This window comes from Streptomyces sp. NPDC044704 (genome assembly GCF_056433525.1).
In genome coordinates this window covers 38,820-52,272 of sequence record NZ_JBWKGY010000022.1, presented here as the reverse complement: position 1 = coordinate 52,272, position 13,453 = coordinate 38,820, and the positions used below count along the sequence as shown (strand labels likewise).

The 13,453-nt window shown below is 74.3% G+C and carries 17 protein-coding genes; 15 read left to right on the top strand and 2 right to left on the bottom strand.

The genetic code is table 11. The features are described from left to right. The first annotated feature begins 48 nt into the window (after positions 1 to 48). The 3 genes from AC07B0_RS34500 to AC07B0_RS34490 all read left to right on the top strand — a co-directional run bounded on the left by AC07B0_RS34500 (position 49) and on the right by AC07B0_RS34490 (position 2,428). Positions 49 to 279, top strand: a complete 231-nt coding sequence (locus AC07B0_RS34500; protein WP_356877006.1) for a phosphopantetheine-binding protein — start codon at positions 49 to 51, stop codon at positions 277 to 279. Positions 280 to 468: 189 nt separating this feature from the next. Further along, the gene (locus tag AC07B0_RS34495) at positions 469 to 1,320 is read left to right on the top strand and encodes a PP2C family protein-serine/threonine phosphatase (protein ID WP_469381901.1); all 852 of its coding nucleotides are present in this window, start codon (positions 469 to 471) and stop codon (positions 1,318 to 1,320) included. 109 nt (positions 1,321 to 1,429) lie between these two features. Next, positions 1,430 to 2,428, top strand: coding sequence for an MASE1 domain-containing protein (locus tag AC07B0_RS34490; protein WP_356877116.1), 999 nt, complete (start codon positions 1,430 to 1,432; stop codon positions 2,426 to 2,428). A gap of 212 nt (positions 2,429 to 2,640) precedes the next feature. Here the strand turns inward: AC07B0_RS34490 and AC07B0_RS34485 are convergent, their stop codons facing one another. Both AC07B0_RS34485 and AC07B0_RS34480 read right to left on the bottom strand, forming a co-directional pair. Beyond that, positions 2,641 to 3,051: a rodlin gene (locus AC07B0_RS34485; protein ID WP_356877114.1), complete on the bottom strand. Its 411-nt coding sequence runs from the start codon at positions 3,049 to 3,051 to the stop codon at positions 2,641 to 2,643. 133 nt (positions 3,052 to 3,184) lie between these two features. Then, positions 3,185 to 3,364, bottom strand: coding sequence for a hypothetical protein (locus AC07B0_RS34480; RefSeq protein ID WP_356877002.1), 180 nt, complete (start codon positions 3,362 to 3,364; stop codon positions 3,185 to 3,187). A gap of 168 nt (positions 3,365 to 3,532) precedes the next feature. On the opposite strand from AC07B0_RS34480, the gene AC07B0_RS34475 reads away from it, so the two are divergent. From AC07B0_RS34475 to AC07B0_RS34420, 12 genes are all read left to right on the top strand, one after another. Further along, positions 3,533 to 3,964: a GNAT family N-acetyltransferase gene (locus AC07B0_RS34475; protein ID WP_356877000.1), complete on the top strand. Its 432-nt coding sequence runs from the start codon at positions 3,533 to 3,535 to the stop codon at positions 3,962 to 3,964. Between the two features lie 220 nt (positions 3,965 to 4,184). Next, positions 4,185 to 5,459: a class I SAM-dependent methyltransferase gene (locus AC07B0_RS34470; RefSeq protein ID WP_478899887.1), complete on the top strand. Its 1,275-nt coding sequence runs from the start codon at positions 4,185 to 4,187 to the stop codon at positions 5,457 to 5,459. After that, complete coding sequence (locus AC07B0_RS34465) at positions 5,456 to 6,178, top strand: alpha/beta fold hydrolase (protein ID WP_478899885.1); 723 nt, start codon at positions 5,456 to 5,458, stop codon at positions 6,176 to 6,178. The genes AC07B0_RS34470 and AC07B0_RS34465 overlap by 4 nt, the downstream gene beginning before the upstream one ends. A gap of 160 nt (positions 6,179 to 6,338) precedes the next feature. After that, a complete protein-coding gene (locus tag AC07B0_RS34460) occupies positions 6,339 to 7,577 on the top strand; it encodes an FAD-dependent oxidoreductase (RefSeq protein WP_478899883.1) in 1,239 nt (412 codons plus the stop codon). A gap of 242 nt (positions 7,578 to 7,819) precedes the next feature. After that, positions 7,820 to 8,290 carry a cation:proton antiporter regulatory subunit gene (locus AC07B0_RS34455; protein ID WP_356876992.1) on the top strand — a complete coding sequence of 157 codons (471 nt, stop codon included), beginning with the start codon at positions 7,820 to 7,822 and terminating at the stop codon, positions 8,288 to 8,290. A 7-nt stretch (positions 8,291 to 8,297) separates the two neighbouring features. Beyond that, the gene (locus tag AC07B0_RS34450; protein ID WP_356876990.1) at positions 8,298 to 9,578 is read left to right on the top strand and encodes a cation:proton antiporter; all 1,281 of its coding nucleotides are present in this window, start codon (positions 8,298 to 8,300) and stop codon (positions 9,576 to 9,578) included. 28 nt (positions 9,579 to 9,606) lie between these two features. After that, positions 9,607 to 10,038: a hypothetical protein gene (locus AC07B0_RS34445; protein ID WP_478899882.1), complete on the top strand. Its 432-nt coding sequence runs from the start codon at positions 9,607 to 9,609 to the stop codon at positions 10,036 to 10,038. Between the two features lie 152 nt (positions 10,039 to 10,190). Then, positions 10,191 to 10,613: a hypothetical protein gene (locus AC07B0_RS34440; protein ID WP_356876986.1), complete on the top strand. Its 423-nt coding sequence runs from the start codon at positions 10,191 to 10,193 to the stop codon at positions 10,611 to 10,613. Next, positions 10,607 to 10,900, top strand: coding sequence for a helix-turn-helix transcriptional regulator (locus tag AC07B0_RS34435; protein ID WP_478899880.1), 294 nt, complete (start codon positions 10,607 to 10,609; stop codon positions 10,898 to 10,900). The genes AC07B0_RS34440 and AC07B0_RS34435 overlap by 7 nt, the downstream gene beginning before the upstream one ends. Then, entirely contained in the window at positions 10,897 to 11,871 is a 975-nt protein-coding gene (locus AC07B0_RS34430; RefSeq protein ID WP_478899878.1) for an NAD(P)-dependent alcohol dehydrogenase, read from the top strand. The genes AC07B0_RS34435 and AC07B0_RS34430 overlap by 4 nt, the downstream gene beginning before the upstream one ends. A gap of 67 nt (positions 11,872 to 11,938) precedes the next feature. Continuing rightward, positions 11,939 to 12,532, top strand: coding sequence for a TetR/AcrR family transcriptional regulator (locus AC07B0_RS34425; protein ID WP_478899877.1), 594 nt, complete (start codon positions 11,939 to 11,941; stop codon positions 12,530 to 12,532). Then, the gene (locus AC07B0_RS34420) at positions 12,529 to 13,365 is read left to right on the top strand and encodes an alpha/beta fold hydrolase (protein ID WP_356876980.1); all 837 of its coding nucleotides are present in this window, start codon (positions 12,529 to 12,531) and stop codon (positions 13,363 to 13,365) included. The genes AC07B0_RS34425 and AC07B0_RS34420 overlap by 4 nt, the downstream gene beginning before the upstream one ends. The last annotated feature ends 88 nt before the right edge of the window (positions 13,366 to 13,453 follow it).

The following is a 13,453-nucleotide window of genomic DNA, read 5'->3' as shown; positions in this document are numbered from 1 at the left end:
TACGGGGGTACAGGGCGGATGGGTACAGGACCGGCCGGAGGAGGAACCGTGGAACGGGACGTCCAGGTGAGGCAGATCGTGGCCAGACGCAGCGGATGGGCGGCGGAGCGCCTGCGGCCCCAGACCGAGCTGGGGGAGGACCTCGGGCTCGACGACGCCGCCGTCATCGGCGTCCTCGCGGACCTGAAGGCCGCCGGGTTCCGCGTCCAGGAAGGGGTGGACCTCGGCAGCCTCACGACCGTGCAGGCACTGACCGACGCGGTGACCCGCGTGCCGTGACCCGTACGGGGTGATCCGTACGCGGTGACCGCGCACCGTGGTTCGCCCGCCGTGGTCCACGGGCCGCCGCAGCCCGCTCCGCGGGGGCGGGCCGGCGGACTCAGGTGATGTGATCATCGGGCCGCCGAAATATGATGAAGGCTGTTTTCGCGCCAGAGCCCTGGAGGCGGACGTACCCCGGAGCGGTCCATGACCCCCCATCGGTCCCCGCGGTCGGCGACCGCCGACGATTTGCTGACGAGGCTCGGGCGCCTGACGGCCCAGGCCCGGGAAGGGGCCGAACTCCAGCAGGCGCGGGTGGAACTGGCCGAGGCGCTCCAGCGCGAGATCCTCCCGGCCTCCCTCCCCGCCGTCCCCGGGCTGCGCACCGCCGCCCGGTACACGCCCGCCCGCCACGGTCTGAGCGTCGGCGGTGACTGGTACGACGGGTTCGCGCTGCCCGGGGGAGCCCTGGGGTTCTCCATCGGCGACGTGGAGGGCCACGACGTGGAGGCGGCCGCCTTCATGGGGCAGGTCCGCATCGCCGTACGGGCCGTCGCAGCGGCCGCCGCCGACCCGGGCGAGGTCCTCAGCCGGGCCAACGACCTGCTGCTCTCGGTGGACTGCGACCTGTTCGCGACCTGCACCTTCCTCCGCTTCGACCCGGTCACCTGGGAGATCCAGACGGCCCGCGCCGGCCACGTGCCCGGGGTGTGGGCCACCGTCGACGGCCGGTACGGAATCGTGGAGGACGAGGGGGGCCCGCCGCTCGGCATGCTGCCCGACGCCGAGTACCCCGTCACCCGGCGTCGGCTGACGACGGCGGGCTCGTACGTCCTGGTCACCGACGGGGTCGTCGAAGGACCCTCCTTCCCGATGGACGACGGACTCGCGCGGGTCGCCGGGGCCGCCCTGGCCGGCGCGGGCAGCGCCCCGGGGGACCTGGCCGCCGAGGTGATGAAGGTCGCCGACTCGACGGGCCACGAGGACGACGCCGCCGTCCTCGTCCTGCGCCACGAGGCCTTCGGAGCCGCCTCGGGCCACGACTCGCGCGACCCCTAGGCCGGCAGAGTCCTCTCTGCCCGGCGGGGTCCGGCACGCGGGACGACTTTGAGGACGCTTTCCAGCGCGTGTCACGCTCCGCCGACGGCCCCGGCTGTTGTCTGATGCAGTGATGCGCACCGAGGGCTTCCGACGTCCGTTCCTCGCCGTGCTCCGGATCCTCGCCGTCGCCGCCGCCTATTTCGCGGGCGGACGGATCGGGCTGCTCCAGCAGGTGGTGATCGACGGTGCGGTGGTCACCCCGCTGTGGCCGCCCACGGGCATCGCCCTCGCCTGCCTGATCTGGATGGGGCTCCGGGTCTGGCCCGGCATCGCGCTCGGCGCGTTCCTCGTCATCCAGTCGCTCAGCCCCTTCTCCGCGGTCGGGCTCGTGATCGTCGCGGGCAACACCCTCGCCCCCGTCCTCGCGGTCCTGATGCTCCGCCAGGTCGGATTCCGCCGGGAACTGGACCGGCTCCGCGACGGCGTGGCCCTGGTCGTCCTGGGCGGACTGGCACCGATGCTGATCAGCGCGACCGCCGGAACCTGGCTGCTGACCCTCACCGGCAGCCTGCCGGACAGCGGGTTCTGGACGGTGTGGTGGACGTGGTGGGCCGGCGACGCGATGGGCGTGCTCGTCCTGACGCCGCTGCTGCTGATCGTGCACAAGGTCCACGTGTCCCAGGACCCCTACCGGTGGGCCGAGGCCGCCGCCCTGCTGGTCGCGGCCGTCGCCGTGACCCTCCTGGCGACCAGGACCCACCTGGCCCTGCTCTTCCTCGTGTTCCCGCTCCTCATCTGGGCGGCACTGCGCTTCCAGCTGGCCGGGAGCGCGCCCTGCATGCTGCTCGTGTCCGTACTGGCGAACGCGGCGGCGATCGCCCAGGCCGGCCCCTTCGCCGGCCTCAGCATCGTCGAGGGCATGGTCAACCTCCAGGCGCTCAACGGCAGCGCGGCCCTGACCTCGCTGCTGCTGTCGGCGCTCGTCACCGAGCAGAACACCATCCGCCTGCGCATCGAACAGGCCTGCCTGGAACTGGCCGAGGTCGTGGACCAGCTCTCCTCCGGCAAGACGGCCCCCCGCTGGCCCGCCCCCGGCGCGGACGGATCCCGCGCGGACGGTCCGTAGCCCCGGCCCGTCCAAGGGCCTGGCCAAGGGCCCGGCCGGGAACGGCCCGGAACACGTTCAGAGCCCCCCGCCCAGTCGGGCGGGGGGCTCTGAACGTGAGAACGGTGCCCACGTGGAGGGTCCGGACCGGGGGATCCGGGGGTGGTACAAGCCGGGGCCCCGTGGGCACTCGCGCAGGCGTCGGAGGCCCCGGCTCGAAGATGGGGACCGGGTCAGCTGTTGGCCGACACGTTGCCCGAGAGGACCGGGATGTTGCTGAGGATGTGCGAGAGCGGCTCGTCACCCTTGGCCTGGGTGGAGTTCTCGGCGCACTGCTGGTTCTGCGGGTTGGCCAGGACATTGATGTCCTGGACACCGACGTTCAGCGCGGCGACGAGCGACTGGGCGTTGATCTTGGCCGGCAGGCCGATGCAGGGCTTGTTCAGCGTGCCCTGGACGAGGCCGAGCTGCGGGCTCTGGTCGCCGTGGGTCGCCTGGTTGCCGTAGATCTGGGAGGCACCGTTGCCGTTGACGGTGTTGATCCCGTTGTCGTTGCCGATGGCCATGGCCGGAGCGGCAACGGCGGCGCCCGCGCCGACGATGGATGCGGTGGCGGCGGCGGTGGCCATCATCTTCTTGATCATCATGGTCCTTCTGTTGCACGAGTGCACGGTGGTGAGCGCACTGATCAACGTCCGGACCTGCGGCAGGTTCCGGGGCTTCACCCGATCGGCCGCAGACCTCCCGCCGCGCCCCGGCCCGTACCGGAACCCGTACTCAAGCCGCCGGGACGACCGAAGCCCGTATCGCCGCGGCCCACTCCTCCAGCAGCGCCGCGTGGCGCACCCGCTCGTCGTCACGGAGGCGGCCCTCGGCGCGGGCGAACAGGCAGCGGATGTCCGCGTTGATCGCGGAGAGGGGGCGTCCAGGTGTCGCGGAGTCAGGGGTCGGGCTCATGTGATCAAGAGTAGGCGGGGGGTACGACAGCCGACGCCCGTGTCCGTCATGCGGACGCTCCCGTCCGGCCCGGTGATCCCCTTCCGGGCCGTGGCGCCCCGGGGCCGGGGCGCCACGGCCGCCGTCGGGCCTCCCGGCGCGCCGCGCCCGCGCCCGTACGCTGGGCCCATGAAGATCGTCGACCTCGAACCCGGCGACCCGCGGCTGACGCGGGACCTGCTGCCGGTCCTGCTCGAACTGCGGCCCCACCTCACCGAGGACCTGTTCCTGGCGGTCCTCGCCGAGGGGCGGGGCCAGGGGCTGCGCTTCACCGCCGCGTACGACGAGGACGGGGCGTGCGTGGGCGCGGCCGGCTGGCGGACCGTCGCCAACACCCACCTGATCCGCAAGCTCTACGTGGACGACCTCGTCACCGCCTCCGCCGCCCGCTCCACCGGGGTGGGCCACGCGCTCCTCGCCCACCTGGAGGAGCACGCGCGGGCCGCCTCCTGCACCGCGCTCACCCTCGACTCCGGCACCCAGCGGACCGACGCCCACCGCTTCTACTTCCGCGAGCGGCTGGCCGTGACCGCCTTCAGCTTCGAGAAGACGCTGCGCTGAGGTCCCCGCGGACTCCAGGGCCACCGGCCACCGGATCGGCCCCGAACCGGCTGAAAACCGTCAGCGCCGGGAGAGCGCGGGCGGGGAACCGGCGGGTTCCGCGCATCCCGACCCATCCGAATCCGGCCCGGCGGCGAAGCACAGGGTGACAGGCCGCGGCCGGGCGGCGCGACACCGCACACCGGCCGCGCACGCCCCAGCGACCGGAAGGCGCCACTCCGTGACCCTCTCGACGCCCCGTGCCACGCGTGAGGACCAAGCCGTCCCCGGCCCCCGCATCCCGGCCGACCCCGAGGCGTGGCCCGACGTGGCGCGCAGCCCCGACACCCCGGCCGCCCACACCGCCGTCGCACGCCACCTCCTCCGGCGCGCCTTCCCCCGCCTCCCGCTGCGCGTACGCCTCGGCGACCAGGCGCCGGCCGGCCACGGCCCCGGACTGACCGTGCACGACCCGGACGCCTTCTTCCGCCGGATCGCGGCGGACGGCCTCATCGGCTTCGGCGAGTCCTACATGGCCGGCGAATGGGACAGCGACGACCTGCCCGGCCTCCTGACCGTCCTCGCCGCCCACGTGGACGAGCTCGTCCCCGCCCCGCTGCGGCGCCTGCGCGCCGCCTGGGTGCGGCGCAGGCCCGACGCGCAGCTGGGCACCCCGGAAGGCGCCCGGGAGAACGTCCACCGCCACTACGACCTGTCGAACGAGCTCTTCGCCCTCTTCCTCGACCCGTCCATGACCTACTCCTCGGCCGTCTTCACCGCCTTCCCCGCCCGCCACGAATCCCTGGAGACCGCCCAGCACCGCAAGATCGACCGGCTCCTCGACCTGGCCGGCGTCGGTCCGGACCGGCGGGTCCTGGAGATCGGCACGGGCTGGGGCGAACTCGCCCTGCGCGCCGCCGCCCGGGGCGCCGAGGTGGTGACGCTCACCCTCTCCGCCGAACAACGGGACCTGGCCGAGCGGCGGATCGCCGAAGCCGGACTGGCCGACCGGGTCACCGTCCGGCTCCAGGACTACCGGGAGGCGGAGGGCACGTACGACGCCGTCGTCAGCGTGGAGATGGTCGAGGCGGTCGGCGCCGACTACTGGCCGGTCTACTTCCGCTCGCTGCGCGACGCCCTCGCACCGGGCGGACGCATCGCCCTCCAGGCCATCACCATGCCGCACACCCGGATGCTCCTCACCGCCCGCACCCACACCTGGATCAGCAAGTACGTCTTCCCCGGCGGCCTGATCCCCTCCCGGCGCGCCCTCACCGAACACGCCGCCCGCGCGGGCCTCGACACCGTCTCCGACGAGGGCTACGGCGAGCACTACGCGGAAACGCTCCGCCTGTGGCGCGAACGGTTCGCCTCCCGCGCCGACCAGGTGGCCGCCCTCGGCTTCGACCGAACCTTCCGCCGCATGTGGGAGCTCTACCTCGCCTACTCCGAAGCCGGGTTCCGCGCCCACTACCTCGACGTACGCCAGCTGCTCCTCATCGAAGGAGCCCGGTGAGCCCCGTGACCGGCAGCCCGGCCGGTCACACCCCGGGCACCCTCGGCGGCCGGCGCCGCCCGGCCGCCGCCGGCGGCACCCCGGCCGCGCTGCGCGTCCGGCGGGCACCGCCCCGGCCCGCCTGCGCGGTCCTCCTCCTCCACGGCGGCCGGGCGGACGGCATGGCGCCGCCCCCGCGCTTCGGCCTGCCGCGGCTGCGCATGCGGCCCTTCGGCACCGCCGTCCTGCGCGCCGCCCCCGCCGGCCGGATCCTGGTGGCCGACGTGCGCTACCGCCACCAGGGGTGGAACGGGGACCGGGCGGACCCCGTCCGGGACGCCCGGCGGGCCCTGCGGGAGCTGCGGCGCGCCGCCGGGCCCGTACCCGTCGTCCTGATCGGGCACTCCATGGGCGCCCGCGCCGCGCTCCGGGTCGCGGACGAGCCGCACGTCCGGGGCGTCGTCGCCCTCGCCCCGTGGTGTCCGCCGGGCGAACCGGTTGTCCACCTCCAGGACACCCGGATCGTCCTGCTCCACGACGAGCGGGACCGCGTCACCCGCGCCGAGGACACCTGGGAGTACCTGCGCCGCGCCCGCGCGTACGGCGTCAGGGCCGAGGGCGTCGCCATGTCCGGCGGAGGGCACGCCATGCTCCGCGGCGCCCGCGCCTGGCACCGCACCGCCACCACCGCGGCCCTCGCGTTCCTCGGCCCGGACGCCGCGCCGGTCACCGGCCGGTGACGAGCCCCGCCCATCCGTCCGGCGGTCAGGGCCGGATGCGTCCGGGCGGATCCGGCCCGGGCGCATCCGGTCGGCGGGCCAGCGCGGAAGTAGGGGCGGAAGCAGCCGTGCGGGCGGTCCCGCCGGAGGGACGGCGGAGCGGACGGAAGGACGGCGGCGCATGCGCGGAAACCGTGGAGGAAGCCGCTCCGTGATCGTGGTCGGCGCGGGGGCGGCGGGCCTCGCCTGCGCCGCGGACCTCGTCCGCGCCGGAGCCGAGGTGTCCGTGCTGGAGGCCTCCGACCGGGTCGGGGGCCGGATGCGCACCGACGTACGCGGCGGGTTCCTCCTGGACCGCGGCTTCCAGGTGTTCAACACCTCCTACCCCCAGGTGAAGCGCCGGCTCCGGCTCCGCGACCTGCGGCTGAGGCCGTTCACCCCCGGCGTGCTGGTCCACACCGGCACGAGACGCATCCGCTTCGGCGACCCGACCAGGCGGCCCGGCGAAGCCCTCGCCCTGCTGCGGGACGGCCGGCTGTCCCCGGCCGGCGCGGCCGCCGCGGGCGCGCTCGGCGCAGCCGGCCTGCTGCTGCCGGCCCGTCTCCTCAAGAGGCTCCCGGAGACCGGCACGCGCGCGGCCCTGCGCTCCTGGGGACTGCCCGACGGCCTGGTCGAAGAGGTACTGCGTCCGTTCCTCGCCGGGGTGTTCCTCGAAGACGGCCTGGAGACGTCGAGCCGGGTCTTCCAGCTGACCTGGCGAAGCTTCCTGCGCGGCACCCAGGCCCTTCCCGCCGCGGGCATCGGCGCCGTTCCGCGCCAACTCGCCGAGGCCGTCCCGGCGGACAGCCTGGAACTGGGCACCGCCGTCGCCCGGCTCGCCGAGGGCGGGGTGGTCCTCGCCGACGGCTCGTCGCGCGAGGCGGACGCCGTCGTCGTCGCCACCGACGCCGCCACCGCCGCGACCCTGCTGCCCGGGCACCCGGTGGCCCCGACCCGCACCGTGACCACGTACTACCACGCCACGCCCGCCTCCCCGCTGCGGGAACCGACCCTGCTGCTCGACGCGCGGCGCAGGTTCCTCAACAGCTGCGTCCTGACCGAGGTCGCCCCGTCCTACGCGAGCGACGGCCGCGCGCTGGTGTCCACCTCCGTCCTCGGTACGGGCGCCTCCGAGGCCCCCGCGGACCTGCTGGCGGCCCTGACGGAGGCCTACGGCACCGACGCGGGCGCCTGGGAGCCCGTCGCCGCGGTCACGGTGGCGGGAGCGCTGCCCGTCATGCGCCCGCCGTGGCCCCTCAGCCGGCCGACCCGCGTCGCCGACGGGCTCCACCTGTGCGGTGACCACCGCGCGACCGGTTCACTCCAGGGGGCCCTGGCGTCGGGCGCGCGCGCCGCCCGCGAAGTGCTCCGGGGCGCCTGACCCGTTCCGCCCGGATCCCGCCCCCCGCGACGGGCCGCACCCGGCGGGGGCAACGGGGCCCCGGCCCATCCTGGCCGTCGTGCGGGGTCGTGTCCATCCGTCATGACACCCATATCCCCGGCCTGTTCGCAGGTGGCAACATGAGGTCGCGCCGTGCCGGATCACCTGCCTGAATCCGCCGCGCGCCACACCGCCATCGCAAAGAACGAGAAGAAGGGGGATGGGTTGTGCCCGCTCCACGGATGCGCACGACGCCACTGCCCGGCATCGGCGTGCAGTACGACCTCACCACACGGGAACACCGCCACCTGTCGGTGATCGCACACCGGGACGGAACCCGGACGGTGAACGTCTACCGGGCGGACGACCCGGACGCGTGCGCCCAGTCGCTGCACCTGACCGGAGCGGAGACGACCTCGCTGATCGACGCCCTCATGCCCGCGCACCACAGCCCGAACCTGCTGCACACCACCGACCTGGGCCTGGTCGCCGAACGCATCGAGCTGTCGGCGCACTCGTACTGGAACGGCCGCGTGCTCGGCGAGACCCGGATGCGCACCGAGACCGGGGTGTCGGTGGTGGCCGTCCTGCGCCGGGCCGAGGCCCGGCCCTCGCCCGCGCCCGACTTCCGCCTCGCCGGCGGGGACACCCTCATCGTGATCGGCACCCGCGAGGGCGTCGACGCGGCCGCCTCGATACTCGGACGGGAGTGATCCGCGCGTGCATTCCGCAGTGTTCCTGATCGAATTCGGTGCGATCATCCTCGGCCTGGGCCTGCTCGGCAGGCTCGCCGGCCGTTTCCACTTCTCGCCGATACCCCTGTACCTCCTGGCGGGCCTCGCCTTCGGCACCGGCGGACTGCTGCCGCTGGGAGCGAGCGAGGAGTTCGTCGCCATCGGCGCCGAGATCGGCGTCATCCTGCTCCTGCTGATGCTGGGCCTCGAGTACACCGCCAGCGATCTGGTGTCGAACCTCAAGACCCAGTACCCCGCCGGTCTCGTCGACTTCACCCTCAACGCCGTTCCCGGCGCGCTCGCCGCGCTGCTGATGGGCTGGGGCCCCGTCGCCGCCGTCGTGCTGGCCGGAGTCACCTGGATCTCCTCCTCCGGAGTCATCGCCAAGGTCATGGGGGACCTGGGCCGGCTCGGCAACCGCGAGACCCCGGTGATCCTCAGCATCCTGGTCCTCGAGGACCTGGCCATGGCCGTCTACCTGCCGATCGTCACCGCGCTCCTCGCGGGCGTCGGCCTCGCCGCCGGAAGCCTCACCCTGGCCATCGCCCTCGGCGTCGCGGGCGCGGTGCTGTTCGTCGCGGTCCGCTACGGCCGCCTGATCTCCCGCTTCGTCTCCAGCGACGACCCGGAGAAGCTCCTCCTCGTCGTCCTCGGCCTGACCCTGCTGGTCGCCGGCCTCGCCCAACAGCTCCAGGTCTCCGCCGCCGTCGGGGCGTTCCTGGTGGGCATCGCCCTGTCCGGTGAGGTCGCCGAGGGGACGCACACCCTGCTCAGTCCGCTGCGCGACCTCTTCGCCGCCGTGTTCTTCGTCTTCTTCGGCCTGCACACCGACCCCGCCAGCATCCCGCCCGTGCTGCTGCCGGCGCTCGCACTCGCCCTGGTGACCGCGCTCACGAAGATCGCCACCGGTTACTGGGCGGCGAAGCGCGCCGGGGTCGGGGTCAAGGGCCGGTGGCGGGCCGGCGGCACGCTCGTCGCCCGCGGCGAGTTCTCCATCGTCATCGCGGGCCTCGCCGTCACCGCCGGGATCGAGCCGGCCCTGGGGCCGCTCGCCACCGCGTACGTCCTGATCCTCGTCGTGGTGGGACCGCTCACCGCCCGCTACACGCAGCCCCTGGCCGCCTGGATCACGGGACTCCGCACGCCGCGTGCGCGCGTACTGGCCGCGGTGCCCTCCCCGGCGAAGTCCCCGGAACCGGCGCGGGACGGGGAGGCGCTGACGGACCGGGAGGTGGCGGTGGACCAGGACCCGGCCGGGCGGGCCTGAGTCCGGCGGTCCCGGGGCAGGATGGGGCATGACCGTCTTCCGATGCGCCGGCTGCGGTAGGGACGTGACCGCCGACGTGCGCGAGGTGCCCCTGCCGCGGACCCCGGGCCCGCTGCCCTACGAGGCCGAGGGCGAGTGCCCGCCCCGCATCGCGCCGGGCGCCTTCGCCCGCGACCCGGAGCCCTCGGCCTTCGCCCGGACGCCCGAACCCTCGCGGACCTCGTACGGCCCGCCGGCCGGCGGGCCGCGCGGCGGCATCGTCATCGGCCACGGCGACGCCCGCGGGATGGTTCCCGTCGACGACCTCGGGCGCCGCGGCGGCTGTTGCGGCCCCGACGGCCTGGGCGGAGCGAACCTCGCCTGCGGGGGCTGCGCGGCGGAGCTGGCCATCGAGTCCGCCGACTGCTGGACGGTCCGGCAGATCGTCCTCGACCCGCGCCGCGTGATCGCCGGCCCCTGAGCCCCCGAACTCCGAGCCCGGGCACCGCGTACTGGTCCCCGGGCGTACTGGTCCCCGGGCATCGAGGTTAAGAATGCTTGACATCGTGTCGTGGCTCCTTGACACTCCGGGTGTCTGGTTTTCTTGACATGGGGTGGTGGTGTGCGGTGGCGGTGGAAGAGAAACGCGCCTGGATCATGCTGGTGACCGCGGTGGCGTCGTACGCGGTCTACCTGGCGGTCGTCCTGGACCGGCCGGCGGGGGCGGCCCTGGCGCAAGCGCCCTACGCGGCGGCCCTGTTGTGGACGGTCGGCCTGTCCATCGCCGCCTCCGTAGCGGGGCACGTCACGGTGGCCGCCCTCGCGTCGGCGGAGGACGGCACCAAGGACCAGCGCGACCGGGAGATCCACCGCTTCGGCGAGTACGTCGGCCAGTCGTTCGTCGTCATCGGCGCGGTGGCCGGACTCCTGCTGGCCCTGGCCGGGGCCGCGCCCTTCTGGATCGCCAACGCGATCTACCTGGCCTTCGTCCTGTCGTCGGCCCTCGGTTCGACGGTCAAGATCGTCTCCTACCGGTTCGGCTTCCACCCGTGGTGAGGCCGACGCGGGTCACCAACACCATCCGGGCCCAGCGCTTCGCCCACGGCGAGATGACCCAGGCCGAACTCGCGCGCCGCATCGGCGTCAGCCGGCAGACGGTCATCGCCATCGAACAGGGCCGCTACTCGCCCTCCCTGGAGATGGCCTTCCAGATCGCCGCGGTCTTCGGCGTCCCGCTCGACAGCGTCTTCCAGTACGCGGGCGGCGCGGCCGGTCCGGCCGCCCCCGCCACCGTCGCCCCCGTCACCCCAGCCCCTTCGGGCACCGAGGGAGAATCACCGTGAGAGCGATCGTCCACGACGTCTACGGGCCGCCCGGGGTACTGCGCCTCGACGACGTGCCCACGCCGGTGCCCGGCCCGGGCGAGGTGCTGCTGCGGGTCCACGCGGCCGGAGTCGACCAGGGGGTCTGGCACCTCATGGCGGGCCGGCCCTACCTGATCCGCGCGGCCGGCTTCGGCCTGCGGGCACCCAAGGACCGGATCAGGGGCCTCGACGTGGCCGGGCGGGTCGAGGCCGTCGGCCCCGGAGTCACCCGCTTCGCACCGGGTGACGAGGTGTACGGCATCTGCGCCGGCTCGTTCGCGGAGTACGCCTGCGCCAAGGAGGACCGCCTCGCCCACCGGCCCGCCGCCCTCACCGCCGAACAGGCGGCCGCCGTCCCGGTCTCCGCCGTCTCCGCCCTTCAGGCCCTGCGCGGAACCGGCCGGCTGCGCCCGGGTCAGAGCGTCCTGGTCATCGGGGCGGCGGGCGGCGTCGGGACGTACGCCGTCCAGCTCGCCAAGGCCCTCGGGGCCGCCCGAGTCACCGGCGTGTGCAGCGCCGCCAAGGCCGACCTCGTCCGCTCCCTCGGCGCCGACGAAACCGTCGACTACGCCACCGCCGATCCCGTGGACGGCTCCCGGCGCTACGACCTGGTCCTCGACATCGCCGGGAACCGCCCCCTGCGGAGCCTGCGCCGGGCCCTCACTCCGCGCGGCACCCTCGTCATCGTCGGGGGCGAGAGCGAGGGCCGCTGGATCGGCGGCAACGACCGCCAGCTGCGGGCCCTGCTGCTGTCCCCCTTCGTCCGGCACCGCCTGCGGGCACTGGCCTCCGCCGTCCGCGCCGACGACCTCCTCGCCCTCGCCGAGTTCATCGACTCCGGGGCGCTCGTCCCGGCCCTGGACCGGACCTACACCCTGGCCGAAGTCCCGGACGCCATACGCCGGCTGAGGGAAGGCCGGGTCCGCGGCAAGGCCGTCGTCCGGCTCTGAGCTTCCCGTTTGCCATTCCTAGGACCCCTAGGTTATATCTAGGGGCCCTAGGAGCATGGGAGGGTGCATGGCGAGGGCCGGGCTGACGGCGGAGCGGGTGACGATCGAGGGCGCCGCGCTGGCGGACGAGGTCGGGTTCGACCGGGTGACCATGTCGCAGGTGGCGCGGCGGCTCGGCGTGAAGGACGCGAGTCTCTACGCGCACGTCCGCAATCTGGAGGACCTGCGCGGACGGATCGCGCTGCTGGCGGCGGACGAGAAGACGATCCGCATCGCGGAGGCGACCGCCGGGCGGGCGGGCAAGGACGCGCTGGTCGCGTTCGCCGACGCCTGGCGGGAGTACGCCCACGCGCATCCGGGCCGCTACGCGGCGACGCAGACGGCGGTCCGGATCGACCCCGGGCTGGCCGCGAAGGCGGCCGGACCGCGGCGCGCGGTCGAGCTGACCTACGGCATGCTGCGCGGCTACGGACTGGCCGAACCCGACCTGACCGACGCCGTCCGGCTGCTGCGCAGCACGTTCCACGGGTTCGTCGCCCTGGAGGCCGCGGGCGGCTTCGCGCACGAGCGCTCACCGCAACTGTCCTGGCTCCGCGCCCTGGACGCCCTGCACGCCCTCCTGGAGCGCTGGCCCCCGTCCCGAGAAGGAGACTCCTCATGACCGGTCCGACCATCGGCAGCCTGCGCGTGAACGGCGCGACCCTGCACTACGAAGTACGCGGCCACGGCCCGCTCCTGCTGCTGATCCCCGGCGGGGCGGGCGGTGCGGCCTCCTTCGACGGCATCGCCGACGACCTGGCCGCCGCGTACACCGTCGCGACCTACGACCCGCGCGGCATGTCCCGGAGCACGCTGGACGACCCCGAGGCCGAGCAGCACGTGGCGGAGCACGCCGACGACGCGTTCCGGATGCTGGAACTGTTGTCGCCCGGCGAGCCCGCCCGGGTGTTCGGCGCCAGCTCGGGCGCGATCGCCGCCCTGCACCTGCTCACCGCCCATCCCGACCGCGTGGAACGCGTCGTGGCGCACGAGCCGCCGGTGGTGGAGGTCCTTCCGGACGCCTCCGAACACCGCGCGTTCGTCGCGCGCGTGCGGGAGACCTTCCGGGCGCAGGGGCTCATGCCGGCGATGGCCGTGTTCGCCGACGGTCTGAAGAAGGACGGCGACACCACCGGGCCGAAGGCCGGGACGGCACTTCCGCCGCAGGCGGCGGCGCGGGCCGGGCGGACCATGGCCAACCTGCCGTACTTCGTCGGGCGCATCGTGCCCGGCTTCATGTCCTACGCCCCGGACGTCCGCCGGCTGGAGGCGCTGTCGGACCGGCTCGTGCTCGCCTGCGGCCAGGAGTCGCGGGGCGAGCTGCCCTACCGCCCGGCCGCCTTCCTGGCCGAGCGCCTCGGCACGGAACTCCTGCACTTCCCCGGCGGACACACCGGCCTGACCACGCATCCTGCCGAGTACGGCGAAATCCTCCGGAAGGCCTTCCGGGTCTGAGCGGCCCGGCACCGGGCCAAACCGGGAGCTGTGGGGGCGTGGGGTGCTTTCGGGACAACCTTCGCGGGATTCCGGTCACGCTGGGATA